This window comes from Pseudokineococcus lusitanus (assembly GCF_003751265.1).
GTDB classification, from domain to species: domain Bacteria; phylum Actinomycetota; class Actinomycetes; order Actinomycetales; family Quadrisphaeraceae; genus Pseudokineococcus; species Pseudokineococcus lusitanus.
Genome location: NZ_RJKN01000002.1, coordinates 151,695 through 177,940, shown reverse-complemented (window position 1 = coordinate 177,940; position 26,246 = coordinate 151,695). Strand labels below are relative to the sequence as shown.

Sequence of the window (26,246 nt, the reverse complement as noted above, 5' to 3'; positions counted from 1 at the left end):
CCCCGACGGCGTTCCCTTCTCCCTGCCCTGCGCCTGACGCCGGGGCACCACCTGTCATCAGCAACCCCTGGAGGACACCCCCGTGAGCACCACCACCGTCCGTCCCGCCGCCGCCACCAGCGCCGCCGCGCCCGTGCCCGGCGGTGAGCCGCGCCGCGTGCCGGTCGCCGACGTCGCCGACCGCCTGCAGGGCGGTACCGCGCCGACGCTGATCGACGTGCGTACCCCCGCCGAGCACGAGACCGCGCACGTCACCGGCTCCCACAACGTCCCGCTGAACCTGCTCGGCGACCACGCCCGCGAGATCGCCGGACGCCTCGGCGACGGCGACGTCGTCCTGCTCTGCCAGTCCGGCGCCCGCGCCCAGCAGGCCGCCAAGCTGCTGACCGCCGCCGGCCTCGAGGCCGCCCGCGTGCAGGTCCTCGACGGCGGCGTCGACGCCCTCGGCGCCGCCGGCGCTCCTGTCGTCCGCGGCCGCCAGCGCTGGGCCATGGACCGCCAGGTCCGCCTCGCCGCCGGCTCGGTCGTGCTGGCCAGCATCGTCGCCAGCATCGCTGCGCCCGCCACCCGCTTCGTCGCCGGCGGCATCGGCCTCGGCCTGACCGCTTCCGCGCTGTCCGGGACCTGCCCGATGGCCCGGGGCCTGGCGCTGCTGCCCTACAACCGTGGCCCCGCCGCCCGCAGCCCCCGCCAGGTCATCGACTCCCTGCCCCGCCGCTGAGGCCAGGGCGCCGTAGGGGCGGCGTGTGGCAGGGGCGAGGGGTGGCCGGTGGTCACCCCTCGCCCCTTGTCGTCTGCGGTGCCCGTGTCCGTGCTCGCGTCAGGCAGCGGTAGTCACCGGTGGCGCCTGCGGGCGGCGGCCCCGCAGCCGCGTCAGCAACCGGCGCCCGTTCAGGGCCAGGTGCCCGAAGACCAGCACGAGGAACAGCAAGCCCGTCACGTTGTGGACCTCGGCGACGAGCCCGCCGACGTCCCAGAACCACACCGGCACCCCGGAGACGTTGACCAGCACGAACGTCGTCGCGAACAGCAGGTTGTAGACCACCAGCACCCGCTCGGGGTGGTGCAGCCTCCGCCGGACCGCCGAGCGGAGCCACCGGCGCTGGGACACCACATGGGTCGCCACCACCGCGATGACCGCCAGGCTGATGACCGAGTGCACCGTCGCGCCCAGCTCGTGGGACACGAAGGCCACCACAGCCGAGGCCAGCAGCCCCGCCGTCAGCAGCACCGTGGTCGAACGTCGCCGCCGACCAGACCCGGCGCCGCGCCGCCCACCACCACGAGCGTCGTCGGCTCCACCGAACCTCATGCCCATCGACAGCCTCCTCGCAGCGACCAAGACGACCGAAGTATCAGCCGTCCTCACCGCCCCGCCGTGCGGGAGGTCGACCCACCTACCCAAGGCGCAAGTCATGCCCGCCTAGTTGTGCGAACCCTCCAGTTGAAGGACCGCCATTCTATTTCGATGAATTCTGGGGCAGGCGTCGCCTCGGCGCTGCGGCGGCGTCCGGAACAGTGCGCCACGAGCCCGGACGTTGAGGAGCAGTGGAGCAACGGACGCGAGTTGTGGAGCGCTTGTCGACGAGTGCGCGTGTCGGCCCGGTGGGCAGCACGCAGGCCCGACGCTGGTCGGTGATGACCGGCGCCGGGCCTGGGTGTGGACGCGGGCGTGCGTGCCCGTCTCGAGGGGGCGGCCTCGCTGTGCGGCCTTGCGGCGGCGTGGGTGGGCTCGCTCAGACGACGGCGGCCTGAACGGCGTCGCCGGTGCGGGCAGCGTCGTCGAGGCCGGCGAGGTAGTGCTCGGCGTCCAGGGCCGCGGAGCAGCCGGTGCCGGCGGCTGTGATGGCCTGGCGGTAGCGGGAGTCGACCAGGTCGCCGCACGCGAAGACGCCCGGCAGGTTCGTGTGGGTGGTGGGGGAGGAGACCAGCACGTACCCCTCGGAGTCGGTGCGGACCTGACGGCGCAGCAGCTCGCTGCGGGGGTCGTGGCCGATGGCGATGAACACCCCGGCGGTCTCCAGCCGGCGCTGCTGCCCGGTGCGGGTGTCGGCCAGCGTGACGGCTTCGACGGTGTCCTGACCGAGGACCTCGACGACCTCGCTGTTCCAGGCGAAGCGGATCTTCGGGTCGGCCTGGGCCCGCTCGGCCATGATCTTCGAGGCCCGCAGGGCGTCGCGGCGGTGGACGAGGGTGACCGAGCTGGCGAAGCGGGTCAGGAAGGTGGCCTCCTCGACCGCGGAGTCACCGCCGCCGACGACGACGACGTCCTTGTCGCGGAAGAAGAATCCGTCGCAGGTCGCGCACCAGGACACCCCGTGCCCGGTGAGGCGCTCCTCGCCGGGCACGTCCAGGCGCCGGTAGCCCGAGCCGGTGGCCAGGATGACCGCGCGGGCTCGGTAGGTGCGGCCGCTGCCGTCGCGGACGACCTTGATGGGCTCGGTGAGGTCGACCTCGGTGGCGTCGTCGAGGACCAGCTCGGCGCCGAACCGCTCGGCCTGGGCCTGCATGGCGCTCATCAGGTCCGGGCCCATGATCCCGTCGGCGAAGCCGGGGTAGTTCTCCACTTCGGTGGTCTGCACCAGCGCCCCGCCGGCGGTGACCGACCCGGCGATGACGACGGGCCGCAGCGCGGCGCGGGCGGCGTAGACCGCTGCGGTGTACCCCGAGGGGCCTGAGCCGACGATGACGACGTCTCGGACCTCACCGCCGCTGTCGTGCTGGGCGCCGGCGTCGCCCTGGCCGCCCGTGGGGCGGTCCTGCGCCGGGTCCTGTGCCGGGTCCTGCGCCGGGTGCTGCGCCTGACTGCCGTCGGGGGTCTGGTCGGCGGTGGGGGCCAGGGTGATGAAGCCGGTGGTGGGGATCATGCCCGCGCCGTCCCGGCGGCCCCGGCGATGGCAGTGGGGGCCAGGTCGGCCAGCAGTGCCTGGACGCGGCCGCGGATCTCCTCGCGGACCTGGCGCACGACCTCGATGCCCTGGCCGGCGGGGTCGGTCAGGGCCCAGTCCTCGTAGCGCTTGCCCGGGTAGAACGGGCAGGCGTCGCCGCAGCCCATCGTGATGACGGCGTCGGAGGCCTGCACGGCCTCGGGGGTCAGCACCTTGGGCTGCTCGGCGGTGATGTCGATGCCGACCTCGGCCATGGCCTCGACGGCGACGGGGTTGATCTGGTCGGCCGGCATGGACCCGGCGGAGCGGACCTCGACCGCGCCGCCGGACAGGGCGGTCATGAAGCCGGCGGCCATCTGGGACCGGCCGGCGTTGTGCACGCACACGAAGATCACGCTGGGCTTGGTGGCGGTCTCGGTCACGACGTCCTCCGAAGAGCTGGATGGGTGCAGGGGATAGGGGAAGAGGGGAACGAAGCTCGGACCGGCCGTGGTGCCGGTTCGTGGAGCAGCTGGTCAGCAGCAGCCGTCGGACGAGCTGCCGGACGACCCGTGGGACGTGGTGGCGGGGCTGACGTCGCGGGCATCGTCGGAGGCATCGTCGGAGGCATCGTCGAGCTCGCCGGACCGGCCGTGCGCCGAGCCGGTCGCGAACCCTCGGCTACCGCCGGCGGTGACGCCGGTGCTGGCGCCGAGGCGGGCCCCGACACCGGCGCCGATCCCGATGGTGATCGGCTCGGCAGTCGTGGGGGCGGTAGTGCCGCAGCAGGAGCCGCCGGTCGCGTTGTCGTCGACCTCGGCGGTGCCGTCCGCGGCGACGGTGGGCGGGGCGGTCGAGCACACGCCCGTCTCGGGCAGGTCCAGGTGGACGGCGGCGGCGGCCTGGGCGTCGCCGGCGAGGTGGGCGGCGATCGAGCGGACCTGCTCGTAGCCGGTGGCCAGCAGGAACGTGGGCGCACGCCCGTAGCTCTTCATCCCGGCCACGAAGAACCCGGGCTCACCGGGGTGGGCCAGCACGTCCGCGCCGTGCGGAGGCACCGTGCCGCAGGAGTGGAACTCGGGGTCGATCATCGGCGCCAGGAGAGAGGGCGCCTCCACACCGGGGTCCAGGTCCAGCCGCAGCTCACGCAGCATGCCCAGGTCGGGGCGGAAGCCGGTGGCGGCGGCGATGACGTCGACGACCAGCTCCCGGCGCCCGCTCGGCGTGCCGGCGACCACGACGACCTCCTGGCCCCCCTCGCCCTCGCCGGACCCACCGGACCCACCGGACCCACCGGCGCCGCTGCTGCCGGTGGTGGTGGTGGGGCGGGTGCAGATCTCGTCGATGGTGACCTGCGTGTGCAGCTCGATGCGGCCGTCGTCGACGGCGCGGCGCAGCCGCGCGCCCAGTGCCCCGCGTGCGGGTAGTCCGTCGAGGTCACCGCCGCCGAAGGTGCGGGCCACCGACGCGCCCCGGACCGCCCACACGATGCGGGTGGTGGGCCCGTCGGCGGGGTCGTCGTCGGCCAGGGCGACCAGGTGCAGCAGCGTGTTGGTCGCCGAGTGCCCCGCGCCCACGACCAGGGTCCGGCGGCCGGCGAAGCGGGCCCGGTCGGTGCCGAGGACGTCGGGCAGCGGCCCGGCCATCACGGCGGCGGCCTGCTCCTCCCCGAGGGCGGCCAGACCCGAGACGCCCAACGGGTTGCGCTGCTCCCACGTCCCCGAGGCGTCGATGACGGCGCGGGCGTGGTGGTCGACGACCTGCAGGTGTCCGTGGTCGTCGCGGGTGCGGGTGCGGACGAGGAACGGCTGCTCGTGGCGGCCGGCGGCGTGGGTCTTGTCGAGCCCGACCCGGCTGACGGCCACGACCCGTGCGCCGGTGCGGATGCGGGGGGCCAGGGCGGCGGTCGCGGCCAGCGGTGCGAGGTAGGCCTGAACCAGGTCGGTGCCGGTGGGCAGGCCGGTCATCTTCGGGTGCTGCCAGCCGGTGGGTGACAGCAGCCGGGCGGCGGCGGCGTCGACGTCGTAGCGCCACGGGGAGAACAGGCGGATGTGCTCCCAGCCCCGGACCGCGGCGCCGACCTGGTCCCCGGCTTCCAGGACCAGCGGCTCCAGCCCGCGCTCGAGCAGGTGGGCGGCCGCGGCCAGGCCGACCGGTCCCGCCCCGATGACGACGACGGGCAGCCCACGCCCCTCGGTCGTGGGGACCCGCGTGGGCGCCGTCTGCACGGTGGTCGTGGGAGCAGTCATGGCTGGTGCCTCCTGTGGTGCCGGCGCACGCACGGACGCGCCGGTGGCGGCGCGGCGTGGGCGGGCGTGGGTGGTGGCGTGGGTGACGTCGGTGGTGGGTACGTCAGTGGGGGGTCTGGTCGGGCAGCAGCTCGGCGAGCAGGCGCCGGACGTGGGTGGCGATGTCGTCGCGGATGGCGCGCACGGCTTCGACGTTGAGGCCGAAGGGGTCGGCGACGTCCCAGTCCTCGTACCGCTTGCCGGGGTAGATCGGGCAGGCGTCACCGCAGCCCATCGTCACCACGACGTCGGCGGCCTGGACGACGTCGTCGGTCAGCGGCTTGGGGAAGGCCTGGGCCTCGGGGCGGTCCAGGCCGTCCTCGGCGATGACGGCGGCCACGGCCGGGTCGACCTGGGCGGCGGGCTGTGACCCGGCCGAGCGCACGTGCACCCGCCCGCCGGACAGCTCGGTCATCAGGGCCGCGGCCAGCTGGGACCGGCCGGCGTTGTGGACGCAGACGAACAGCACCTCGGGGCGCTCCTCGGCCCAGGTCCCCTTGGCCTGGGCCAGGGCGGTCAGGCGCTCCTCGGCGAAGCGGCCGGCCAGCACGGGCAGGTGGGTGTCGACGGTCGCGGTCCGTCGCAGCGCGGCGTAGGACTCGAGCACCAGCCGCTCGACGGTCTCGGCGCCGACGGTCCCGGCGAACTTCGTGGACAGCTCCGCGGCCCTGCGGTGCAGGACGCGGTCGGGGGCCAGCAGCGCCGGCTGCTGACGGCCGGGGTACTCGATCGTCATCTGCTCCTCCTGCTCGGTGCGTGCGTGCTCGGGGGGCGCGGGTCAGCGGGTGCGGGTGGCGGGGACGGTCGGGTCGCCGGGGAAGAAGCGCCGCGAGGCCCACAGGGAGACGTAGACCAGCCCGACCAGGACGGGGACCTCGATGAGGGGGCCGACGACGCCGGCCAGCGCCTGCCCGGAGGTGACGCCGAAGGTGCCGATCGCCACGGCGATGGCGAGCTCGAAGTTGTTGCCCGACGCGGTGAACGACAGCGTCGCGGTCTTGGCGTAGGACATGCCCAGCGCCCGGCCGGCGACGAAGGAGACGCCGAACATGAGGACGAAGTACGCCAGCAGCGGCAGCGCGATCCGGGCGACGGCGCCGGGCTGGGAGGTGATGGCGTCGCCCTGCAGGGCGAACAGCAGCACGATCGTGAACAGCAGCCCGTACAGGGCCACCGGCCCGATCCGCGGCAGGAACCGCTCCTCGTACCACTCGCGCCCCTTGGCCCGCTCACCCAACGTGCGGGTGAGGAAGCCCGCCAGCAGCGGGATGCCGAGGAACACCAGGACCGACACGACGATGGCGCCCACGGAGAAGTCGGCGCTGGTGGTCGGCAGCCCGAGCCAGCCGGGCAGGACCTGCAGGTAGAACCAGCCGAGGGCGGCGAAGGCCACGACCTGGAACACCGAGTTGATCGCGACCAGGACGGCCGCGGCCTCGCGGTCCCCGCAGGACAGGTCGTTCCAGATCAGCACCATCGCGATGCACCGCGCCAGGCCGACGATGATCAGCCCGGTGCGGTACTCGGGCTGGTCGGGCAGCAGCAGCCACGCGAGGGCGAACATCAGCGCCGGTCCGACGAGCCAGTTCAGCACCAGCGAGGTCACCAGCAGCCGCCGGTCGGAGGTCACCCGGCCGGTCTCGGAGTACCGGACCTTGGCCAGCACCGGGTACATCATCAGCAGCAGCCCGACCGCGATCGGCAGGCTCACGTCGCCCACCTCGACCGCGCTGAGCGCGGCGTCCAGGCCCGGCACCAGGCGGCCCAGCAGCAGCCCGGCGACCATCGCCAGCACGATCCACACCGGCAGGAACCGGTCCAGCGTCGACAGCCGCGCCAGCACCGGCGCCTGCGGTCCCCTCTGGGCGTTCTCTGCGACCAGGTCACTCATGCGGGCAGCTCCTCCATCGACGTGTGTCGATCGCCGACCCTGACAGTGGGCATCCGTGGCTGTCAATATCGACATGGGTGAATGGTCGGTGCACGATGGGCGCCATGGCCATCACGACCGAGACCGTCCCGGCGGCGCCGGTTGCCCTCGCGCCCATCGCGCCTGGCCTGCCGGTGGGGCCCATGGGGGCCGCGGACGTCGCCTGCTGCGCCCCGCTGACGCGCGAGCCCCTCAGCGCCGAGGCCGCAGCCGGGTTGGCGCGCACCCTCAAGGCGGTCGCTGACCCGGCCCGGCTGCGACTGCTGTCGCTGGTGGCCGCGCACGAGGGCGGTGAGGCGTGCGTGTGCGACCTGACCGAGCCGGTCGGGCTGAGCCAGCCGACGGTCTCCCACCACCTCAAGGTGCTCGTCGAGGCAGGCCTGCTGACCCGCGACAAGCGCGGGGTGTGGGCCTACTACGCGATCGTCCCTGAAGCCCTTAACGCCCTGTCCGCGGTGCTGGCCGCCCCCTCCGGCGCGATCGACCGCCCGGCCACGTGACCACCCGCGCCGCCGGTGAGTCCGACCCGGCAGCCGCGCCGCTCGCCGGGTCCGGCGCGCACGACCAGGGCCGTGAGCGGCTGCTCGTCCTGCCGCTGCGCGACCTGGACTGGCCCGAGGTCCGGGCCGTCCACGCCGAGGGCATCGCCATCGGCCACGCGACCTTCGAGTCCGACCCGCCCGACAGCTGGCAGGCCTTCGACGCCGGCCGGGCGGTCGAGCACCGCCTGGTCGCCCACGTCGAGGACGGGCTCCTGCTGGGCTGTGCGAGCGTCTCGCCGGTCTCCACGCGACCGGTCTACGCCGGGGTCCTCGAGCACTCCGTCTACGTCGCCGCCGCAGCCCGTGGCCGGGGCGTCGGCCGCCTGCTGCTGGCCGAGCTGATCGCCTCCACCGAGGGCGCTGGCGCCTGGACCCTGCAGTCCTCCGTCTTCCCCGAGAACACCGCCAGCCTCCGGCTGCACGAAGCCGCCGGCTTCCGCCGCGTCGGGGTGCGGCACCGCGTCGCCCGCATGACCTACGGCCCGCTGGCCGGTACCTGGCGGGACACCGTCCTGCTCGAGCGCCGCAGCACGACTGCTGGCCGCTGACCCCGCGCCCCGCTCCGACGCCTGCCCGACCCATCCGGAGCCGGCCCCGGTCCGGAGCCGGCCCCGGTCCGGAGCCGGCCCCGGGCCGGCCGGCTACCCGCCCACGAGGAGAACCGTCATGACCGCCACCAGCGTGCTGTTCGTCTGCGTCAAGAACGGCGGCAAGTCCCAGATGGCCGCCGGACTGATGCGCAAGGCCGTCGCCGAGACCGGCGGCGACGTCACCATCGCCTCCGCCGGCACCAACGCCGGCGACCGCCTCAACGAGCAATCCGTCCGCAGCCTCCTCGACGTCGGCGTCGACATCACCGACCAGACCCCCCGCCAGCTCACCCCGCAGATGGTCGACGCAGCAGACCTCGTCGTCGTCCTCGGCTCCGAGGCCCACGTCGACCCCGCCCCCGGCACCACCGTCGAGACCTGGGAGACCGACGAGCCCTCCCTGCGCGGCGTCGAGGGCGCAGAGCGCATGGCGCTGATCCGCGAGGACATCGCCGCCCGCACCACCGAGCTCGCCCACCGCCTGACGACCTAACCCTCCGGACTCCCGAGCCAGCGACGTGACTCGTCGAGGTGGTCGGAGGCCCGAAGTTGTGGGAAACCTCCTACGAGACCGTCCGTGGTCGCATTCGATGGTTTGAGGGACAGTCGCCGCGGCTTGGCGTCGGGGCTGCGACACGCCGGGTGCTCGCGTGCCAAAAGTCGTGTCGGAAACCTCGGCGTGCCACAACTCGGTGGTCGACCTTTGCGGCACGGTGGGGGAGTGCCTCACGCCTACGGCTACGCCCGGGTCTCGACGACCTCGCAGGACGCCTCGCTCCAGCACGACGCGCTGACGGCCGCCGGCTGCGCCCGGCTGTGGATCGACGTCGCCTCCGGCTCGCGCGACGACCGCCCTCAGCTGACCCAGCTCCTCGAGCGGCTGCTGCCCGGCGACACCCTCGTCGTCTGGCGTTTGGACCGGCTCGGCCGGTCCCTGCCGCACCTGCTGGCCACGGTCAACGAGCTCGAGGGCAGGGGAGTGGGCTTTCGGTCCCTGACCGAGTCCATCGACACCACCACCGCCGGCGGTCGCCTCGTCTTCTCGATCTTCGGCGCCCTGGCCGACTTCGAACGTCAGCTCATCCGGGAGCGGACCATCGCCGGGCTCGAGGCCGCCCGCGCCCGCGGCCGCGTCGGCGGCCGACCCACCGTCATGGGCCCCGAGCGGATCGAGGCCGCCCGGTCCCTGCTCGCCCAGCCCGGCGCCACCGTCACCGGCGTTGCCGCCCACCTCGGTGTCTCCCGCAACACGATCTACCGCAACGTCCTGGCTTCGCGGGCGACGGGGGAGCAGGGGGTCGGCGGTGGCTCGTGATGAGGCGCCGGTCGGCGGGGCGGTCTTCGTGCTCGACCGTGACGGTGACCTCGACGTCTACGCCGATGCGGCGTACGCGGCTGGGTCGATGGAGTTCCTGATGGTCGAGGACGACGAGTACGTGACCGCCTACCGCGTCGACGGTGCGGTCCTGGCCATCGCGAGCGTGCGGAAGGAGGAGCGCGTGGTGCTCACCCTCACCGGTGAGGTCGACGCCGCCGCGCTGCAGGCGCTGGTCGACGACGCCGTGCGCCGTTCGCCCGCGGGCACCGCCACGGCAGGCGTCGTCACCCCGTTGGACTACGCCGAGGCCTGGTTCGCCGGCGAGTGGAACCGCCGATGGGTCCGGTGGCCTCACTGGTTGGACCGGTGGCTGCACGGCGCGGGCCCGTGGACCCGCGAGCAGCTACAGCCGGCGCACCGCTGACAGCGAGGCCCAGGTTCGCCGCATGGTCGGGACCATCGATCGTCGAGCTCGCCCGCGAGGCCAACCGACTCTCGCGCAGCCACCAGGGCCGTCCGTACGACGCCCCTGAGCGGGAAATCAAACCGGACAGGACTATCGGGACGCCCGCTGCCAAGCGACGCCTCGACGGGTCGCTGACCTGCGGCGTCACCGACAGACGGTCGCTTGGTGGGACCGCCGGGCTCTCCTCCTTGCTGTCGCCAACGCGTGCTCCTGCGACGGGCTCGTCAGCAACCTTCTGGTGAAGGCTCACGACTCGCTCCAAGTTCGGACAGCCCCGACGCCCCACACCCAGTGCGAGTCGCGCCACACCCAGCCCTTGCCCCCCGCGCATCTACTGTGACCACATGACTGAAGCCATAGCGGCTGCCCCACCTGACTCCGCTGGAGCGGCGGTCGTGGGCCGCATCAGCCAAGTGCGTCTCCACGCCTTCAAGAACTATCAGTCACAGGCCTTCAATCTTAGTCCGCTTACGCTACTTGTCGGGCCGAATGGCAGCGGAAAATCCAACGCCCTCGACGCCTTTGCTCTGATGGCGCTCCTTGCGGACGAGCGAGACGTAGCGGATCTCGAGAGGGCTGACAACACTGTCGCCGGTCTCCGAGGCAGTCTTTCGGCTGCCGCCCCGTATGGCAGCGACACCGTTTCGGTGGGATGCAGCATTCAGGTTCCGACGGGGCGCTTTGACTTGGACATTCAGTTTGACGTCGGGGGGCGGCAGCCTGAAATCCAGGATGAGTCCCTGACTTACACCAACGCTCGTGGTCGCGTGCGCCGCTTGTTCCACGCCGCTCGTCGTGCACCTGGTGAGGGCATCTGCGACGTCGAGGTGTATTCGGGGGCGCAACCTAAATTTATGACCATGCTGACTTCGAGGCTGGTCACGCTGCAGGCTGTCAGCAAAGTGCCACAGGACACCGCCGCTAGACGGAGCGTAGCCCGCGACTGCCAGGTCGTGATTGACGCCCTGCGAAACATTTTCGTCCTAGACCCGGTGCCTGGTGAAATGCGCTCCTACGCGCGGATTGGGGAGCCCCCCAATCGCACGGGGTCAACAACCTCAGCCGTCGCCTACGCACTGCGAGACGACGAGACCGCGTGGCCTCGCCTCACCAACCTCATTCGGGGCCTGGTGGGCGAAGGGCTCGACTCCATTCAGTTCGCTGAGGCGACGCTTCCTCGTGTGGGCACCGTCGACGTCATGGTGGCGCTTCAGGAGCAGCCATCGCCCCAAACGCTCACTACCGCCTCAGTGATGAGCGACGGCACTCTTCGCTACCTCGCTATTGTGGCGACCCTGCTTTACCTCGGACGGTCGTCAGGTGGGACGACCGCAGAGCGCCCAGGAGCTAGGACGTTGCTCATCGAGGAGGTGGAGAATGGTCTGTACCCGGCCCAGGCGGCTGCGGTGCTAGACCTCCTGCGGCGCGAGACCGAAGAGCGGGGATTGACCCTCATCGCCACGACGCACAGCCCCGCGCTGCTGGACGCACTCACCCCTGACGACCACCGTGGCGTTCTGACCTGTACGAAAGACTCGACAACTGGGCAGGCGCGGCTTGCAAGCCTCGTCGAACACCCCAACTACCTTTCGATTGCTAGTCAGGGGCGTGTCGGTGAGGCTGTGGCGGCCGGTGAACTCGACGTACAGCCGACCAAGCCGCCGACAGCCGAGGCAGCGCTCGACTACTTGGATCGGTTAACTCCTAGCCCTGAGGGTCGATGATGCAGATCGACCTCATGGATAGTTCGGTCCTCATCAATGTGATCGGCATCAGAATGGAGGCCCAGGACGTTGACGCGGTTCGTCAAGGACTCGCTGAGCGCATACGCGGTAGCGTTCGCGTACAGATACCTGTTGCCGCCGTCATCGAAACGGCACAGCACGTCCAGCGCATCCCTGCCGGCAACGGCGACCACCGACGGGCGTGTGCCGAAAAACTCAGTGGAGTGATAAAGGACGCGTTGCGCGGCGAGGCGCCGTGGGCCTTCCGTGGCTTACATTGGGACGAGGCGTTACTGCGCGACTTCCTGGACCAGGCGCCCCCGGTTCCAAACTATGTCGACGCCATGAGCACACGTGCTCACGAGGCGGGAGACCTGCTCATCCTTAGCGAGCTCCGCCGGCTCCGTGCCAGCTACCCCCAGGATGTTGTGCAGATTGGCGTATGGACGTTGGATGACGGCCTGCAAAACATTGTTGACCAGCTCCCTGGCGCGGCGCGGCGCCGTTAGGGACGCCGGGGCAGTTATCGGCGCTTGCAAGACTCGAGTGACAACTGCCTCTCGACCGGCTCGTCAAGGGTGCGCTCTGGCTCTAGGCGCCTAGGCATTTGACCAGCTCCACATGTCGATCGTTAGCGGGACAATGACCGGCCCGCCATCGTCACCCGGCGGGGGTACGGCAGGGAGGTCAGGCGTCCCATGGCTCGACTTCAGGAAGCTGCTGCGGGTCGGCGAGCAGTCCTTGGCAGGTCCGCACTGTCACCTGCGTGAGGACGGGCACCCAGTGCTCGAGATCGTCTGCCGTCGTGATGGGCAGCCCTAGGTCGTACCGGTTCCAGGTGTTGTCCCAGTCGAGCCATGCACTGGATTGCTCCATCGTGTCGGGACCTTGTGCTCGGCGCTCCTCGAGGTCCCTGTTGACCTGTTGCCATTCGGCGTTAGTCAGCATCCGCCCGATGTCCCAGCGCCAGTCGACGAGGTAGCCGGTGACGGCGTCCCGGCCGAGGTGCAGGTTGACGTCGACGAAGAGGTCACGCGCCCCATCGCGGGAGCGCACTGACAGATGAACCTCCAAGTTGTGGCCGCTGTCGAGCGCGCGGCGCCACGTGTAAGGGCCGTGCTTGGTCAGCCCGAGAGCCTTGAGCTCCGCCCGGAGGCTGTCGCGGACGCGCTTCTTGACGACATCGGTGGGGACGGCCGAGCGTGGCGGAGCGATGTGGTCGGCATAGCTCGAGCCGTCATCGAGCGGTAGGTACACATCGCCGCCGTTGTCGCCCTGCAGGTCGAACACGACGAGGCCGTGGCGGTGGGCGGCGTCTGTCAGCCGGGCGAGGTCGTGGCCTGAGCTTGAGTTGGTCATGTTCAGGTGCATCAGAGAGCCGCCCGCTTCGACGTCTTCGCTGGGCTCCGAAGCCCAGACTTCGTCGTCCGGTAGGACTCGGCGCAGCTCCTCGAGGAAGGCCAGCAGTGGCGGTGCTGCCGGGGTGCTGTCTTGAGCCGCAGCGCACAGTTGCTCGTAGCGTGCCAACGCCTCAGCGTTGTCCGCCGGTTGAGGGCCCACCCACACCGCCACGTCGTAGGACATGAGGTGACGGTACGGAGCCAAGCCTCAGCGCAAGGCGTGCCCGCTTGTCGTCAGTGGCGCGGTGGCGATCGACGTTCGGTCTGCCGTCCCAGCTGACGATCGTCAGCGGGACGCTGACCGGACGACGATCGTCAGCGGGACGCTGACCGGCCAGCGATCGTCAGCGGGACGCTGACCGGCCAGCGATCGTCAGCGGGACGCTGACCGGCCAGCGATCGTCAGCGGGACGCTGACCGGCCAGCGATCGTCAGCGGGACGCTGACCGGCCAGCGATCGTCAGCGGGACGCTGACCGGCCAGCGATCGTCAGCGGGACGCTGACCGGCCAGCGATCGTCAGCGGAACGGGCATTGGTCGGTTGGTGAGGGCCTCAGGCCGGCGCGTGTGGTGGGCTGGCGTCGTGGTCTCGCGCACCGACGTCCCCGACGCTGCTGGCCTTCTCATGCACGGAGCATGGGGTCTTCGACCCTGGGACGGGCAGCCCCTTCCTGTGGACCAGAGAGACCTGCCTTCGTCATACGTGCAGCTTCGTGACGCGGAGCAGGACCGCGTCATGGAGGCGGCACTGGCCGCCCTCTTCGACTGGACCAAGGACATTGGCTGTACGCACGTCCGTGCGGAGGTCCCGCTCGAGCGCGACCGCCAAGTCCTGACCGACGCGGGCCTGAGGGGCCACGGACGTGGAGTCGCTGAAGGTCGGTTTACCAGCGAGGTCGCGCGGGCCCTCCTGCTGGTGGGCATGCCTGAGCGGATCTGGGTCTGGCGCCATGGCGCATTGGTGATCTACGTGCACGAGACCTGGGACTCGGTCGTCGTGACGGCCGATGTGGACGCGATCGAGAATCTTCGCGGTCGGATAGCTGAAGCGGTGACTCCCTGAGCGGGCACACGAGGCCTACCGGGGGGACCTGAGGCCAACCATGACGCGACGCTGAGGGCTGGGTGCTGCCGTCGGTGGGAACGAGGCGGTGACCGGCCAGCGATCGTCATCCGGGACGTAGCCGCGTGGCCTGAGTAGCGCACTCACCCCACTGGGCAGAGCAGCGGCGCCGGCCACGAGGGCATGCCAGGTGCCCGCTTGCGCCTGCGGCGGTCAGCTCGGCGCCTGGGCGGTCGACCGGCAGCCACGTTGAGAGACTCGGCCGTATGTATCCCGTGGTGGTGCGCCGTCAGCTCAATCGTTGGGCTGGCTTCCTCAGCGGCTTCGGGGTGCTGGCGTTCACGGTCGCCACGGATCGGTTCTTTGCGTGGCGCTCAAGCCCGGACACCCCACCGCCGACCTCACTGCAGGTCCTTCTCGACTACGGGTGGGTATTCCCCGCCCTCAGCGTCGTCCTCCTCACACTTGGCGCGCGCCCGCGTATCGACGTCTGGCCCGACCACCTGATCGTTCGAAACTTGATCAGCGATACCACTGTGCCGCGTCAGGCGTACCTCGGTCTGAGCGAGGGCTTCCCCGGCTGGATGAGGCTACGTACAACTGGCGGACAGGTGTACGCCTGGGCTCTAGGCGTCGACGACCATGAGGAGGTCCCAGCAGAGCGGGACCTTCTGACTGAGGCTTTCCTCAACCATCCCACCGCCAGCCTTACAACGCGTGCCGCCCGACGGGTGAGCAGACGCCCCCGAAGTCCAGAGTGGTACGAGATGGTCCTCTGGATGACCTGGATCGCGTATATCGCAGCGGCTCTGCTGCCCTAAACCAGCCGAAGTTGAGCTTTCCGGCGGCCCACAAGCGACGTTCTGACCGGTCGCCGGTGACGGCCGCCCGGCAGCGCGCCTGCGGCCGTTCGAGGCCAGCGCCGCCGCTACACCGTGCCGTCCCACTGACGATCGTCTGCGGAGACCGGGGGAGCGGTCGTCAGCTGCCTCGTGGGGTGTCGCCGGGGGGAGCGGAGAACTTACGGACGCCGAGCCCCCGCGCAGTGCTGAGGAAGTACGGGTCCAGGCTTTCGGGGCGTCCGATGATCCGGAGCTCATCGAGGCTCAGCTGCTTGAGGGCGTCGATGTCGTCGACGGCGTAGCAGTGCTCGAGGAACAGGCGCCGGAGCGTGGGGGAGCGGGTGAGCTCGCTGAAGGAGGTCAGCGGCGTCCGCCCGTACAGGTCCAGGCGGTCGAGCCGGGTGTAGGCGGCGACGCCGGTCAGGTCGAGGTCGCGGCCGCCGGCGATCTCCAAGGAGGTGAGGGTGTCGGTGCAGGTCAGGACCGGGATGGTCGTGAGCTTGCGGGCACTAAGGAGCCGCAGGTGCTCGAGTGGTGCGGTGAGGCGGGCCGTGAGGTCTCGGGGTGGCTGCTCGAGCATCAGGTCGCGCAGGACAGGGGAGGCCAGGACCGGGTCAAGCGCGGGGAACCAGGGCCCGCCGTACTCGTGCAGCCGATCGGCGACGTGGGTCAGCGGCGGCCCCTGGGGGTGCGGGCGCCCGACGAGGGAAAGGCTCCGCAGGCGGGTGAAGTGCTGCAGCGCGCTGAGGTCTTCGCACTCATGCCCGGCGACGAACAGTTCTTCCATGCGGCCGGCGATGGGCATCAGCCAGTCCAGGCCGTGGTGTCCCTGGGGCATCTGCAGGACGTAGACCCGCGCCGTGATTCGCGCGAGGGCGCGTAGGTGCCCGGGCCGGGGCTCCTCGCTTCCGTCGACGACGACGTGCAGACGGCCACCGGCAAGGCTGAGTCGTGATGAGGGCAGCACCAGCCCACCCTCACAGTTGGCCTGGGGGCTGGGGCTGCTGCACGAGCAGGTCACGGTCGGGGTCCGGCGATAAGGAGCACGTGGGCGTGCCGCGGACCCACCCGCCGTCGCTGGCCGGCCCCGGCCGGCTCGCCCTGTTGGTGCTAACGGTTCCAATGATGACAACGCCAGCAATAGCGCCGCCCATCGACCGCAGGCACATGCGGCCGCCGGGCTCCTCTCGTGTATAGCCGATAATTTAGGTTTTGACATTGTCCCTGTTCGGGGCCGTGTCGGCCTCCCCCGGTTCTGCGGGGTCGCCCACGTCGTGCTGGCGTTCGGTGCCGGTGTCGAAGAACGTGTCGAGGTAGTCCTCGGGCTCGAGGTCGCTGCCGCGGATGAGGGAGAAGACCTCGGCGCCGTCGCCGGGCGTGTCGGAGAGCAGGTATGCCTGGGCCAGGCCGACGTACTCAGTCGGGTCGGCCGGCGGGGTGCTCAGTATCGCGGCGTACTCGTGCGCCTCGGCCTCGGCGCGCTCGACGGCCTCGTCCATCGAGGACGTCCGCCAGAGCGTGACCCGCTCCTCGTACATCCCGGTGCCGTCGAGCTCGGAGTGGAAGATGCAGCGCACGGCGACCCAGCCGGAGGACTGCGGGGTGCCCGGCAGCAAGTCACTCATCTGGTCTCCGTGGGTGCGGCTCGCGCTGGCGTTGCGTGTGGTGTTGCTCGTGTCAGTCGGGCAGCTGGGCGAGTGCATCCTGCAGTCCGGGGTAGGCCGAGTTCTCGGCCAGGACACGCTCGAGGTCCTTGCGGGCCAGGGACCGCTTGTTCTCGGCGAGGTAGGTGTTGGCGCGCTCGAGCCATGCCCGGTGGCGTAGCGCCGGCGGCCTGGAGCGCACGCGCAGGGCCTCCTTCAAGGCCTCGCGGGCAGCGGTGAGGTGACCCTGCTCGCGCAGGGCGACGCCCCGCTGGACCAGCAGGTAGGTCGAGGGCTCGTCGAGGTTGGTGAGCCCGTCGGTGAGCTCGACGATCGCTGCCCAGTCGCCGCCTTCGGCGTACAGCTCGGCCAGGCTCACCGCTGCGGTCGTCGAGGGGGTCAGGGACTCGACGACGTCGATGGCCGCGCTGCGGTCACCGGCCTGCTGGTGCAGCTCTCCCAGGAGCAGCCCGACGGCGTCGCGGTCCAGGGGCAGCTCGGCGGTCACGCCGTCGGCGACTTCCAGGTCTAGGACCTGGCCGGGCAGGTACTTGGTGACGAAAGCGTCAGTGGCGGGGTCGAAGCCCGAGGCGAACACCTCGGCGACCAGGCCGCGGGCGTGCTCGTAGGCACCGGCGGGGACGGCGCCGCGGATGGCTTCGAGGAGCGCAGCGACCGGCCTCGCCTGCGGGTGCGCCTGCCCGACGGCGACCAGCCGGGAGACGTCGTCGGCTTGCTTGACCGCGGCGCGGTGAAGCTCCTTCTCCCATCGAGGAGCGAAGAGCCCCGGAGACGCCGCGACGGGAGCGAGCGCGGCTGTGCCGGGGACCGTCCGAGCGCGTCCCGGGGCGCTCGAGGACGAGGACTTCGGCTTTGCGGTGCGCCGGGCGCCGGAGGTGGTGCTGGTGTGGGAGATCCCCGAGCCCGGGATGCCGACGGTCCGGGTGACCCGTCCCGAGGAGTGCGCCGAGACCCGGGCCCCGCGCGTGCCGGCGCTGACACCGACCCCACGGGGGGTCACCGTCATCCGGACCCCAGGCGCGAGCTTGAACGACTTCCTGACCCGGAACCCCACGACTCCCCCGTCCTGCCGCGGTCGTCGGCGACCCGCAGCCTCACCATCCTGACCCAGCTCAGGCGCCGGCACCTCGAGGTCGCGCCGACCAACCAGCAAGAGCCGCCTACCGGGTTGGTGCACCGGTCGCGGTGCTAGACGCCGGTGACCAGCCGTAGGGGCTTGGTGGGCAGGGGGCGTAGGCCGTCGCGGGCGTACACCTCGGCGTGCCGGGCGGAGGCGGCCTGGACGCGCACGGTCGCGCCGGGTGGGACGAGCGCGCGGACGTGCTGGTGGACGAGCGCGAGCCCGCCGGTGGGCAGGCGGGAAGCGACGCAGTCGACCTGCCAGCCGGCGCTCTTCCATCGGCGCCGGTCCGCGGCCTTGTCACCGGCGGTCGCGCCCGCGGCGGCGGGCTCGCGTGATGTCGCCGTGACGACGGCGAGCTGGCTGATCAGCAGCGCGGTGACGGTCGCGAGAATCACTGCGCCGCCGACGATAACGACCACGGCGCTGGCGAGAGTTTCGTCGGCGAGGCCGGCGATGACCCCGGCGGTCAGAGCGGCGACGACGAGCAGGAAGAGGGCGAGGCGCGCGGCGGTGCGGGCTGCGGCCTGGCGTGTGCGGGAGGTGAAGGAGGCGACGACGCGGCGGTCAGCGCCGTGGTGCAGCCCGGGCAGGCACATCAGCAGCAGGACCCACATCGGCACTCAGGCGACAGCGACGGCCGTACGCACCGGCCTGGGGAGCCGGGTGCCGGCGAAGGCCCACGACACCGTCCAGACCACCCCGGGCACGTCGGGCAGGCGCACCGGTCGCATCAGGTCGGCACGCACTCGCTCAGGTTAGGGAGGGCCCGAGGGCCCTTGCACTACCTCGCGCAGCGAGGCTCAGTCGGCTCAGTCGGCTCAGTCGGCTCAGTCGGCTCAGTCGGCTCAGTCGGCCCAGTCGGCCCAGTCGGCCCATCGGCGGGTCGTCGGAGGCGGCCGGCGCCCCGCCCGGGTGCTAGAGAGCCGGTGTGGGTGACGACGGGCCGGTGCCGGCCGGGATGCCGTGGTGGTGCCGGCTGCTGGTCGTGGTGCCGCTGGTGGCCGCGGCGGTGGCGCTGTGGGGCAACGGCGGGCAGGACCTCTTCGAGGTGACTCTCGGGGCGGCTGTTGCGTACTGGGTGACCGGGAGTGTCGCCCGGTGGCTCCTCGTGCGGCAGGGACGTCCGGAGGAGGTCGCGCGGCGCTGGGTCGACGAGGGCCTGGGGCAGCGCTGGATGATCTGGCCGGTGCTCGCCTTCACGGTCTGGGCCACGGCCGACGCGGTGCGGGCGGCCCAGTCTCCGGTGGGCAGCTGGTGGGACTGGGGCTTCGTCGTTTTCTGGGGCGTCTTCTGGCTGTTCGTGGTGGCGTTGGCCGCCGGCGCCCTGCGCGACTGGTGGCGCCGCCGCGCGTCGTGACGGCCGCAGCTCTGCCCCGTCCGTTCCCGATAGATGCCAGCAGCCGCTGTTCGGCGCGAGAGGCGCACCGGCTAGGTCTCGGGGCGGACGGTACGCACACGGGCGCGGGCATGGACAAGGGCAGGGACGACGAGGGGGAGCGGGATGAGTGAGTCCGACGGCATCGAGGACGCCTTCGAGGGTCAGCTGCGGATGGGGCTGCTGATTGCCGGGCGGGTCGCCGAGGAGCTCGCGCGTCAGCGCGAGCAGGCCGCCCGCACCGCCGAGCAGCAGTCCGCCCAGGCCGTGCGGGACCTGCAGGAACGGGCCACCGCCGAGCGGACCACCGCCCGCGCCGTCCTGGTCCCGCTCGAGCGGACCGCGTGGTGGGACCGCGCCCGCCCCGCCGACATCGAGACCGCCTGGCAGACCGCCCGTCAGTGGGCCGACGTCGAGCCCGACGCCGCCCGCGCTGCTGAAACCATCCGCGAGCAGGTCCGTATCCGCTACGGGATCGACGTCGACGCCCTCGAGGCCGACCATCGCGAGTCGGGAGGGCGCGGGAAGGCCCTCGCCCGGGCGCTCGACGACCGCGCCGCGCAGGCCACCGCGCAGGCCCAGCAGCAGCGTGTCGAGGCGGAAAAGGAGACGGTCGTGGCGACCCTGCTCGCCGGCGAAGCCGCCGACGAGCGCGCCGCCGCGGGCGCGACGCCGACCACCGGTGACACCGCCCGCCCCGGCATCAATGAAGGCGTCCACCGCGACCTCGCGGAGCACGCCGACGGCAGGGCGGCCGCAGCCCTGAAGGACGCCGACGCCGCCGATTCAGCTTCGGCAGTTACCCGTGTGGAAGCGGGCTACGTCATCGCCTCAGCGGCTCAGGCGCCGACGTACGACAGCCCGCAGCGGCGTGCGGCCACCGCCCGCGACCTCCACGCCGGCGTGGGCACGGAACACTCCGAGGCCGTCGAGGCGAAGATGACCGCGGACGTGGCGAACGCGCGACCCGCCGGCGACGCCGCCAGCGCCGCCGGTCGAATTACCGCCCGGACCGGACGCCAAGGGACACCCGTTGGTCGTCAGCGCGGGCAGGCCCACGGCGTCGAGCGGTAATCAGGGCTGTAAGGCTCCTGTCGAGGTCGCCGCACCCTCCGTCGGGCAGGTCCTTGTCTCAAGAGAGGCATGCGACGGGCCGATGCCCTCCCGGCGGCCAGGGCCGTCAGAGGCAGGGCGTGGGCGGTTGAGTGCCGGGCGCCGCAACATCCAGGCGAGGACGACAACGTGGCAAGCGCCGTCTATCCGTGGCAGTACCGCTGGCTGCACGCTCATGTCCGGCGCGCCGGCCCAGTCAGGGACGCCCATCTCCCACTCGGCGAAGGTCTACACGTCCTCTACGGGCGCAACGGTGCGGGCAAGAGCAGCGTCCTGAACGCCCTCATGGGAAGGGCTGACGCGGCCGTGGTGGTGGAATCCACCCGCCTGGACGAGGCGTACGCGCATAAGGTTCCGCCGGAATACCGCTTCGACGTCCAGAGTCACTTGGTCAACCTTCTGACTGATGTGGTGCAGCGAGCCTCCGCATTCGAGCTGCCAGCTTCATCGCCGACCTTCGACGTCTCAGACGTCGAGGCCCTCGCCGACGAGTTTATTGCGAGTCCCTATTGGGTGATCGACGGCTCATCGCTTTATCCTGTGGTGCGTCTGAGCGAGGAGACCCCTATTGCCTCGCGCGCCGCCGCCTTCAGTGCCGCTGTCTACGACGCGTGGGAGAAGACCACATCGCCGGATAATGAAGACGGGGACCACGACCTCGCTACATGCAAGGAGAATTGGGTTCCGGTCAGGGACCTCTGGACCGAGATGCTCGACGGACGCCCCTTTCAATCGCTCGACCGCCCACCCTTCGTATGCATGCCGTACGTCTGGGCTTCCGAGGAGGTCCTCGGAAGCGTCGTCATGGGTTCAAGCACGTCGATCCTGGCCGACGTGGCCAAGACCCACGATCCGGTCGACGTCGGTGAGGCCACGGTCGCCGCATTCACTGAGGTCGCCACTCGATCGGGCCTCACGAGAGAGACTCTCCGTGCCGACTACTGGGAGTCAGCGCCCTTCTGGGACGCCTGCGATGCTCTGGAGGAGCAGGTCAACGGAATCTTCGCCTCTCTCCTCATGGACGCGCCCGTCCTCAAGTTGACCCGCCATGAGCCCCTCGACTGGCTGATGAAAGGCCTGGTCGAGTGGCAAGTGCAGGGCATCACCGAGAAGTACTCAAGCGGTCTCCTGTCCCTCGACTGCCTGTCCTCGGCCGAGAGTCGATGGGCACGGATCGCGATCGCCGTGGCGATCGACCATTTGCTCGACCACTTCACTGTCCTCCTGCTCGACGAGCCGGAGTTGGGACTCCACCGCACGGCTGAGAGTCACATGGTGCGAGGGCTCTCGGACATCGCGAGTGGTCGATCTAGCTTGGTGGTGGTGGCCACACACTCACCGGAGATGCTCGACGCGCCGGGGGCGCGGCTCCATCACGTGAGCAGCCCCTCGAAAGCAGAGGCAAGCGGCATCAGTTCGCTCAAGAGCGTGGAGGTTGAAGACCTCAAAGCGCTCGGGCTCAACACCGCGGACCTCCTCCGCCGTCACAAGGTCTTCCTCCTCGTCGAGGGCCTTCACGACCAGATCGTGCTCGACGAGTGGTTCGCCGAGGAGCTCGCGGAAGCGAGAGTACAAATCGTCCCCCTGCACGGGGGGGCGCGATTGGCGGCGTCGATCGACAGTTTCATGACCTTCGAGTACACCGACGCCAAGATCATCGCGGTACTGGACAACGTCAAGGCCGTACACGTCGAGAACGTCTGGCGACAAGGGTGTGAGGTGCTCGCCCGTGAAGGCGCGGCGGCGGCCGGGGACTTCATGAGGGCGGAGTTGGGACCGCGCGCGAAGTCCGAGAATAGATACATCGCTGACTTCTTCGCCGCTGCCGCACTGAAGGGTGACGTGCTGTCGAAAGTGCAGGTGACCGGTTTGACCGAGGCCGACGTCCTCCACTACCTCCCGGTCAGCGCCTTCACTCCCCGCGGCGCGACCGGCATCCGCTCCTGGGCCGACGTCAAGTCGGCGCACGCCTCCAGCGGAACCAAGAACAACAATGTGAAGCAGTGGATGACCGGACGGTACGGGGCGAGCTTCGACGAAGCGGCGATCCGGAGAGCCGCGCGACTGGTCGAACGTCCCCATGACGACTTCTACGCACTACTGGAGCTGTGTAAGCGCATCTCGCGGTGAGCCGGGCCCGTTGACCCCAGCCGGAGTGGGCTCGTCCCGCACAACGCTCACGCCAGCGTCCACGCCCGGCGAGTGAGGACGTTGCCTCGACGCGTCGCACGGCCAGGTGCCCCCGGCGGCGCTGGGTGGCTGAAGGTCACGCGCCGCCGACGTACGACCTGCAGACGTCCGCCGAAGTCCGGAGCCGATCCGCGACGTCGGCGTGGACCTGCGCCCACGCCAGCCGGTCGCTCTCCCACTCTGGCTGGGGGACGCCCGCCCACCACGACACGTTGGCGTTGAGGAGCAGTGGAGCAACGGACACCCGTTGTGGGGCGAATTCTGGTTGCGTTGTCTGTCGTCCGGTCAGCTACCGGTGGGGCGTAGGCACCAGGCTCGCGTCGTCAGCGCGATGAGGGCGGCGGGGCTGCCGGCTGTCGTCACGGCGACCAGGGTGTGCAGGGCAGTGGTCTCTGCGCCGCTGGCCACCAGTGCGGTGCAGGTGCCGGCGGCCAGGCAGGGGGCGGCGGCGACCAGTAGGCGGTCGGGAAGGCGTCGGCGCCCGTGGTGGACGAGCAGCGCGGTGACGACCTGGGTGAGCTCGCCGGCCGGCAGCCCGAGGTAGAGCCCGAAGAAGGGCAGCTTGGAGGAGTACTCGCCGCGCCAGTCCGCGGGGGTGTTGAGGATCAGGCCTGCGAGCAGCCCGACGACCGCTCCGGCGCTGAGGCCGACGAGCAGCAGGCGGGCCGTGGTCGTGATGCCGCGGTCAGCACTGCCGCGGACCCCGAGGGGTGAGGTGGTCGCGGCACGTCGGCGCGAGGCCACCGGGGCATCGCAGCACACCGGGCGCGGCGTGGACGGGGAAGTTGGTCAGGTGCCGGTGATCTGGTCGACCAGGCCGCGGAGAGTGGACTCGTCGGTGGGCCCGGAGATGCGGCCGGCGACGCGGCCCTCGGCGTCTAGGACGAGGGTGGTGGGGGTCGCGGTCGGCGACAGGACGCCGCGCAGCGGCAGCAACGCTGCACCGTCGCTGGCCTCGAGCGAGGGGTAGCCGATGCCGAATTGCTCCTCGAACGCGAGGCCCTGGGCGGCGCCGTCGCGGATGTTGATGTCGAGGAAACGGACGCCGTCGTCGCTGGTCCGCTCGGCGACCGCGGCCAGCGCCGGGGCCTCCTCGCGGCACGGGCCGCAGCCGGCCCACCAGCTGTTGAGGACGACCGGGGCGCCGCGCCAATCGGTGATGTCGACCAGCTGGCCCTGCAGCGTTGTGCCAGACAGTTCGACGGGCTCGGTGCGCTCGATCTCCGGGAGCAGGACGACGGAGTCGTCACCCGCGGCGTAGCCACCCTCCTCGGCGGTGAAGCCGGTCATCGAGGTGGCGCACCCGGAGAGCAGCACGATCGCGGCGGCGGTACCGGCCGCTCGACGGCGCTGAGAAGTCACCCGCACAGGGTCTCCTACCCGGTCATTAGCGTCTCGCTCACGGTGGGCTCGCGGAGCGTGCCGGATGCCGATCGTCAGCGGGTCGCTGACCGGATGACGATCGTCAGCGGGACGGTGTGGGGGAGGAGCGTCGCCCTCCAGCGGCGAGCTTCAAGGGTTGGCGACGGCGTCCTCGTCGACAAGCTGCTCGCCCAGTGTCGCGGTGCGCTCGATCACATGGAAGGTGACGGAGCGGTTGCCCAGCCGGTACCAGTCGAGCTGGCGAGCCACCTCGCCCGGATCGGTGATGGCGGTGCTGACCCGGGCCCAGCGCCCGCCGCGGGTCATGACGATGTCCCACTCGCGGCTGATGGTCTCGGCCAGCTCCAAGGACCCCGCGGCGCGGGTTCGCTGGGCATCGGGAAGAGGCACGCGGCCCAGTCTCGCGGGCGACGTCGGTCGCCGGGGGCTTGACTCCCGCCCCACCGTCAATAAGTCTTGACGGTATGGCGGACGTGGAGGCGCTGGCGAGGTCGAGCGCGGCGAGCATCGGCGCGCAGGCGTACGCGGTGATCGTGCCGCGGCTGGAGGCCGGGCAGGGCCAGCTCGCGCTCGAGGCCGTCGCGGCCGCCCGCGCGGGCCTGGACGTCCTCGAGCGCCAGGCGGTGGCGACGGCCCGCGAGCAGGGCAGCTCCTGGGCCGGTATCGGGTCGGCGCTGGGGATCAGCAAGCAGGCCGCCCAGCAGCGCTTCGGCGCCGTCGCCCCGGGGCCGGCGTGAATGCCGCCGCCTCGTCGGCCGGCGGGACACAGGCGTCCACGCTGCCCGAGCTGGACGTCGCCCGGGTCGAGCGCTGGTGCGCCGCCCGGGTGCCCGAGCAGGCGCTGCACCAGGTGCGGGTGGAGTGCGAGGTCGCCCCGCGGCACCTGACCATCGTCGAGCGCCGCGCGCCCTACGACGAGGAGCAGTTCGGGCCGGAGTGGACCAGCTTCCCGATCGCCCGGCTGCGGTACACCAAGACCCGCGGCGAGTGGTCGCTGTACTGGCGCGACCGCCACCTGCGCTTCCACGCCTACGACGACCGGTTCGCCTTCGCGCCCTCCCGCGACGTCGAAGCCCTGCTGGCCGAGGTCGACCGCGACCCCACCAGCATTTTCTGGGGTTGACCGGCCCCCTCGGGCCCTGGCCGGTAAGCGCCGATAACTGACATTAGGACATAGCGGCTTTTCAGAGGAAGCGCGCGTCGTGTCCGCGACTACTTCTCTCCCCGCCGAGAAGTCGGGTGAACCATCGCCGCGTGTGTCGTCGCGGGACCTGTCGTCGGTGGCGGGCCTTGGCGGCGCGTTCGTCGGCGGCCAAGTCGTCGAGGCGGGCGACGGGCTCGAGGAGGACCTGCCGGTAGGCGTCGGCGTCGAAGGTGAAGGTGCCGGCGGCGGACAGGTCGAGGTCGTCGGCGGGTTCGTAGCCCTTCTCGTGGCGCAGGGCGGACCAGGTGACCTGCCCCGGGCGGGTGTGGTCGACGTGGACGGTGATGGCTCCGCAGCCGAGGTCGCCACACTCCGGGCACACGTACAGCGGTAGCCGTCCTGGTCCCAGTGGCCAGAAGTCGTCGTCGCGGGGCTCGACCCCGGCCAGACGTCGCAGGTCCGCAGCGGCCGACGAGGGGCGGGCGAGGTCGGCCACGCTGGGCATATTGAGAGGGTCTTCGACCCAGGAGGTGTCGGGGTCGCGCGCCGGGGTGGCGGCCAGCCGCTCGGACAGCGCGACGCCGTCGACGACGAACTCGAGCTGAAGACGCGGTCCGGTGGCCCAGGGCTCGTCACGGGCGCGCGCACCCATGCCGGGGCCCGGAGGCAGGCGTGGGACCTCGACGAGCTCGAGGACGGCCCGGCGTCCCGGACCCGTGGGGGTGCTCACCCGCTCAGTCTCCGTGACCGGCCCCTGGCGGGGTGCGGGGGAGTCGTGTGGGGGTGGCTGACGATCCGGTGCCGGCGGGGGTGCCCTCGTGGTGCCGGCTGCTGGTCGTCGGGTCGGCGGTGGCCGCTGGCCCGGCGCTGCTGGGCGGTGGTGCGCGGCACCCGTCCACCGTGCTCGTCCGGGGCGTCGTGACCTCCGGGTGACAGGGCGGTAGCTCGGTGGTTCCTCCGCGCCATGGGCATCCGGGGTGATCGCGCGGCGCTGGGTCGACGAGGGGAGTGGGCCCGGACCGGGTGATCCGGCCGATGGTCGCCTTCGGGGTGTGGGTCACCGTCGACACCGTGCAGGGGGCCACAAGTCCGGCCGGCGACTGCGGGGCTGGGGCCTCGTGGTTCTCCTCGGCCGTACGTGGCCCTCCGGTGTCGCCCTGACCGGTCGGCCGCGATCGGGCGACGGCCCACATCGCCGTGACGGCGCGGCGAGTGGCCGGACCC

Annotated in this window: 31 protein-coding genes; 16 read left to right on the top strand and 15 right to left on the bottom strand. The window is 71.3% G+C overall.

Annotated elements, in window-relative coordinates:
* Positions 1-82 precede the first annotated feature (82 nt).
* A complete protein-coding gene (locus EDC03_RS04090; protein ID WP_199719929.1) occupies positions 83-721 on the top strand; it encodes a rhodanese-like domain-containing protein in 639 nt (212 codons plus the stop codon).
* 99 nt (positions 722-820) lie between these two features.
* On the opposite strand, the gene EDC03_RS04085 is transcribed toward EDC03_RS04090, so the two are convergent.
* The 6 genes from EDC03_RS04085 to arsB all read right to left on the bottom strand — a co-directional run bounded on the left by EDC03_RS04085 (position 821) and on the right by arsB (position 7,046).
* Positions 821-1,231 carry a hypothetical protein gene (locus EDC03_RS04085; RefSeq protein ID WP_123378941.1) on the bottom strand — a complete coding sequence of 137 codons (411 nt, stop codon included), beginning with the start codon at positions 1,229-1,231 and terminating at the stop codon, positions 821-823.
* Between the two features lie 505 nt (positions 1,232-1,736).
* Positions 1,737-2,867 carry a thioredoxin-disulfide reductase gene (trxB, locus tag EDC03_RS04080; protein WP_123378940.1) on the bottom strand — a complete coding sequence of 377 codons (1,131 nt, stop codon included), beginning with the start codon at positions 2,865-2,867 and terminating at the stop codon, positions 1,737-1,739.
* A complete protein-coding gene (locus EDC03_RS04075; protein ID WP_123378939.1) occupies positions 2,864-3,310 on the bottom strand; it encodes an arsenate reductase ArsC in 447 nt (148 codons plus the stop codon). Before EDC03_RS04075 ends, trxB begins: the two co-directional genes overlap by 4 nt.
* 93 nt (positions 3,311-3,403) lie before the next feature.
* Positions 3,404-5,116 (bottom strand): FAD-dependent oxidoreductase, encoded by a 1,713-nt coding sequence (locus tag EDC03_RS04070; RefSeq protein WP_123378938.1) that lies wholly within the window; start codon positions 5,114-5,116, stop codon positions 3,404-3,406.
* A 103-nt stretch (positions 5,117-5,219) separates the two neighbouring features.
* Positions 5,220-5,891, bottom strand: coding sequence for an arsenate reductase/protein-tyrosine-phosphatase family protein (locus EDC03_RS04065; RefSeq protein WP_123378937.1), 672 nt, complete (start codon positions 5,889-5,891; stop codon positions 5,220-5,222).
* 42 nt (positions 5,892-5,933) lie between these two features.
* A complete protein-coding gene (arsB, locus tag EDC03_RS04060; protein WP_123378936.1) occupies positions 5,934-7,046 on the bottom strand; it encodes an ACR3 family arsenite efflux transporter in 1,113 nt (370 codons plus the stop codon).
* A 182-nt stretch (positions 7,047-7,228) separates the two neighbouring features.
* Here arsB and EDC03_RS04055 point away from each other — a divergent pair, with 182 nt between their 5' ends.
* The 7 genes from EDC03_RS04055 (at position 7,229) to EDC03_RS04025 (ending at position 12,234) form a co-directional block, all read left to right on the top strand.
* Positions 7,229-7,585: a metalloregulator ArsR/SmtB family transcription factor gene (locus EDC03_RS04055; RefSeq protein WP_123379271.1), complete on the top strand. Its 357-nt coding sequence runs from the start codon at positions 7,229-7,231 to the stop codon at positions 7,583-7,585.
* 80 nt (positions 7,586-7,665) lie between these two features.
* Complete coding sequence (locus EDC03_RS04050; RefSeq protein WP_123379270.1) at positions 7,666-8,175, top strand: GNAT family N-acetyltransferase; 510 nt, start codon at positions 7,666-7,668, stop codon at positions 8,173-8,175.
* Between the two features lie 118 nt (positions 8,176-8,293).
* Positions 8,294-8,710: an arsenate-mycothiol transferase ArsC gene (locus EDC03_RS04045; protein ID WP_123378935.1), complete on the top strand. Its 417-nt coding sequence runs from the start codon at positions 8,294-8,296 to the stop codon at positions 8,708-8,710.
* Positions 8,711-8,938: 228 nt separating this feature from the next.
* A complete protein-coding gene (locus EDC03_RS04040) occupies positions 8,939-9,532 on the top strand; it encodes a recombinase family protein (RefSeq protein ID WP_123378934.1) in 594 nt (197 codons plus the stop codon).
* Positions 9,522-9,959 carry a hypothetical protein gene (locus EDC03_RS04035; protein ID WP_123378933.1) on the top strand — a complete coding sequence of 146 codons (438 nt, stop codon included), beginning with the start codon at positions 9,522-9,524 and terminating at the stop codon, positions 9,957-9,959. Before EDC03_RS04040 ends, EDC03_RS04035 begins: the two co-directional genes overlap by 11 nt.
* 386 nt (positions 9,960-10,345) lie before the next feature.
* Positions 10,346-11,725: an AAA family ATPase gene (locus EDC03_RS04030; RefSeq protein ID WP_123378932.1), complete on the top strand. Its 1,380-nt coding sequence runs from the start codon at positions 10,346-10,348 to the stop codon at positions 11,723-11,725.
* Positions 11,725-12,234: a hypothetical protein gene (locus EDC03_RS04025; RefSeq protein WP_123378931.1), complete on the top strand. Its 510-nt coding sequence runs from the start codon at positions 11,725-11,727 to the stop codon at positions 12,232-12,234. The genes EDC03_RS04030 and EDC03_RS04025 overlap by 1 nt, the downstream gene beginning before the upstream one ends.
* 178 nt (positions 12,235-12,412) lie before the next feature.
* On the opposite strand, the gene EDC03_RS04020 is transcribed toward EDC03_RS04025, so the two are convergent.
* Complete coding sequence (locus tag EDC03_RS04020; RefSeq protein ID WP_148058006.1) at positions 12,413-13,309, bottom strand: hypothetical protein; 897 nt, start codon at positions 13,307-13,309, stop codon at positions 12,413-12,415.
* A gap of 552 nt (positions 13,310-13,861) precedes the next feature.
* On the opposite strand from EDC03_RS04020, the gene EDC03_RS04015 reads away from it, so the two are divergent.
* Positions 13,862-14,188, top strand: a complete 327-nt coding sequence (locus EDC03_RS04015; protein WP_148058005.1) for a hypothetical protein — start codon at positions 13,862-13,864, stop codon at positions 14,186-14,188.
* 266 nt (positions 14,189-14,454) lie between these two features.
* Positions 14,455-15,009 carry a hypothetical protein gene (locus EDC03_RS17500; protein WP_123378928.1) on the top strand — a complete coding sequence of 185 codons (555 nt, stop codon included), beginning with the start codon at positions 14,455-14,457 and terminating at the stop codon, positions 15,007-15,009.
* Between the two features lie 160 nt (positions 15,010-15,169).
* Here the strand turns inward: EDC03_RS17500 and EDC03_RS04005 are convergent, their stop codons facing one another.
* The 4 genes from EDC03_RS04005 to EDC03_RS03990 form a co-directional block, all read right to left on the bottom strand.
* Entirely contained in the window at positions 15,170-15,997 is an 828-nt protein-coding gene (locus EDC03_RS04005) for a leucine-rich repeat domain-containing protein (RefSeq protein WP_123378927.1), read from the bottom strand.
* Positions 15,998-16,235: 238 nt separating this feature from the next.
* Positions 16,236-16,655, bottom strand: coding sequence for a hypothetical protein (locus EDC03_RS04000; RefSeq protein ID WP_199719927.1), 420 nt, complete (start codon positions 16,653-16,655; stop codon positions 16,236-16,238).
* Between the two features lie 52 nt (positions 16,656-16,707).
* The gene (locus EDC03_RS17790) at positions 16,708-17,748 is read right to left on the bottom strand and encodes a DUF4236 domain-containing protein (protein WP_199719926.1); all 1,041 of its coding nucleotides are present in this window, start codon (positions 17,746-17,748) and stop codon (positions 16,708-16,710) included.
* 134 nt (positions 17,749-17,882) lie between these two features.
* Complete coding sequence (locus EDC03_RS03990; RefSeq protein ID WP_123378926.1) at positions 17,883-18,437, bottom strand: hypothetical protein; 555 nt, start codon at positions 18,435-18,437, stop codon at positions 17,883-17,885.
* 308 nt (positions 18,438-18,745) lie between these two features.
* On the opposite strand from EDC03_RS03990, the gene EDC03_RS03980 reads away from it, so the two are divergent.
* The 3 genes from EDC03_RS03980 (at position 18,746) to EDC03_RS03970 (ending at position 22,435) form a co-directional block, all read left to right on the top strand.
* Positions 18,746-19,174 (top strand): hypothetical protein, encoded by a 429-nt coding sequence (locus tag EDC03_RS03980; RefSeq protein ID WP_148058004.1) that lies wholly within the window; start codon positions 18,746-18,748, stop codon positions 19,172-19,174.
* Positions 19,175-19,318: 144 nt separating this feature from the next.
* Entirely contained in the window at positions 19,319-20,266 is a 948-nt protein-coding gene (locus EDC03_RS03975; protein WP_123378924.1) for a hypothetical protein, read from the top strand.
* Between the two features lie 168 nt (positions 20,267-20,434).
* Positions 20,435-22,435 carry an AAA family ATPase gene (locus tag EDC03_RS03970; RefSeq protein WP_241967022.1) on the top strand — a complete coding sequence of 667 codons (2,001 nt, stop codon included), beginning with the start codon at positions 20,435-20,437 and terminating at the stop codon, positions 22,433-22,435.
* 345 nt (positions 22,436-22,780) lie between these two features.
* Here the strand turns inward: EDC03_RS03970 and EDC03_RS03965 are convergent, their stop codons facing one another.
* The 3 genes from EDC03_RS03965 to EDC03_RS03955 form a co-directional block, all read right to left on the bottom strand.
* Positions 22,781-23,239 carry a hypothetical protein gene (locus tag EDC03_RS03965; protein WP_123378922.1) on the bottom strand — a complete coding sequence of 153 codons (459 nt, stop codon included), beginning with the start codon at positions 23,237-23,239 and terminating at the stop codon, positions 22,781-22,783.
* Positions 23,240-23,284: 45 nt separating this feature from the next.
* A complete protein-coding gene (locus EDC03_RS03960) occupies positions 23,285-23,857 on the bottom strand; it encodes a TlpA family protein disulfide reductase (protein WP_148058003.1) in 573 nt (190 codons plus the stop codon).
* A gap of 150 nt (positions 23,858-24,007) precedes the next feature.
* On the bottom strand, positions 24,008-24,268 hold the full coding sequence (locus EDC03_RS03955) for a hypothetical protein (protein ID WP_123378920.1): 261 nt from the start codon (positions 24,266-24,268) through the stop codon (positions 24,008-24,010).
* A gap of 74 nt (positions 24,269-24,342) precedes the next feature.
* On the opposite strand from EDC03_RS03955, the gene EDC03_RS03950 reads away from it, so the two are divergent.
* Both EDC03_RS03950 and EDC03_RS03945 read left to right on the top strand, forming a co-directional pair.
* Complete coding sequence (locus tag EDC03_RS03950) at positions 24,343-24,615, top strand: hypothetical protein (RefSeq protein WP_199719925.1); 273 nt, start codon at positions 24,343-24,345, stop codon at positions 24,613-24,615.
* Positions 24,612-25,001: a DUF3024 domain-containing protein gene (locus EDC03_RS03945; protein ID WP_199719924.1), complete on the top strand. Its 390-nt coding sequence runs from the start codon at positions 24,612-24,614 to the stop codon at positions 24,999-25,001. Before EDC03_RS03950 ends, EDC03_RS03945 begins: the two co-directional genes overlap by 4 nt.
* A gap of 61 nt (positions 25,002-25,062) precedes the next feature.
* On the opposite strand, the gene EDC03_RS03940 is transcribed toward EDC03_RS03945, so the two are convergent.
* Positions 25,063-25,752, bottom strand: a complete 690-nt coding sequence (locus EDC03_RS03940; protein WP_148058002.1) for a hypothetical protein — start codon at positions 25,750-25,752, stop codon at positions 25,063-25,065.
* A 53-nt stretch (positions 25,753-25,805) separates the two neighbouring features.
* Here EDC03_RS03940 and EDC03_RS17495 point away from each other — a divergent pair, with 53 nt between their 5' ends.
* A complete protein-coding gene (locus EDC03_RS17495; RefSeq protein ID WP_158674195.1) occupies positions 25,806-25,955 on the top strand; it encodes a hypothetical protein in 150 nt (49 codons plus the stop codon).
* Positions 25,956-26,246 lie beyond the last annotated feature (291 nt).

Coding starts and splice junctions, on each gene's coding strand:
- EDC03_RS04025 (WP_123378931.1), top strand. CDS start 11,725: ATGCAGATCGACCTCATGGATAGTTCGGTCCTCATCAATGTGATCGGC.
- EDC03_RS04020 (WP_148058006.1), bottom strand. CDS start 13,309: ATGTCCTACGACGTGGCGGTGTGGGTGGGCCCTCAACCGGCGGACAAC.
- EDC03_RS03950 (WP_199719925.1), top strand. CDS start 24,343: ATGGCGGACGTGGAGGCGCTGGCGAGGTCGAGCGCGGCGAGCATCGGC.
- trxB (WP_123378940.1), bottom strand. CDS start 2,867: ATGATCCCCACCACCGGCTTCATCACCCTGGCCCCCACCGCCGACCAG.
- EDC03_RS04065 (WP_123378937.1), bottom strand. CDS start 5,891: ATGACGATCGAGTACCCCGGCCGTCAGCAGCCGGCGCTGCTGGCCCCC.
- EDC03_RS04055 (WP_123379271.1), top strand. CDS start 7,229: ATGGGGGCCGCGGACGTCGCCTGCTGCGCCCCGCTGACGCGCGAGCCC.
- EDC03_RS04030 (WP_123378932.1), top strand. CDS start 10,346: ATGACTGAAGCCATAGCGGCTGCCCCACCTGACTCCGCTGGAGCGGCG.
- EDC03_RS04070 (WP_123378938.1), bottom strand. CDS start 5,116: ATGACTGCTCCCACGACCACCGTGCAGACGGCGCCCACGCGGGTCCCC.
- EDC03_RS04000 (WP_199719927.1), bottom strand. CDS start 16,655: ATGAGTGACTTGCTGCCGGGCACCCCGCAGTCCTCCGGCTGGGTCGCC.
- EDC03_RS04045 (WP_123378935.1), top strand. CDS start 8,294: ATGACCGCCACCAGCGTGCTGTTCGTCTGCGTCAAGAACGGCGGCAAG.
- EDC03_RS17500 (WP_123378928.1), top strand. CDS start 14,455: ATGTATCCCGTGGTGGTGCGCCGTCAGCTCAATCGTTGGGCTGGCTTC.
- arsB (WP_123378936.1), bottom strand. CDS start 7,046: ATGAGTGACCTGGTCGCAGAGAACGCCCAGAGGGGACCGCAGGCGCCG.
- EDC03_RS04015 (WP_148058005.1), top strand. CDS start 13,862: ATGGAGGCGGCACTGGCCGCCCTCTTCGACTGGACCAAGGACATTGGC.
- EDC03_RS03975 (WP_123378924.1), top strand. CDS start 19,319: ATGAGTGAGTCCGACGGCATCGAGGACGCCTTCGAGGGTCAGCTGCGG.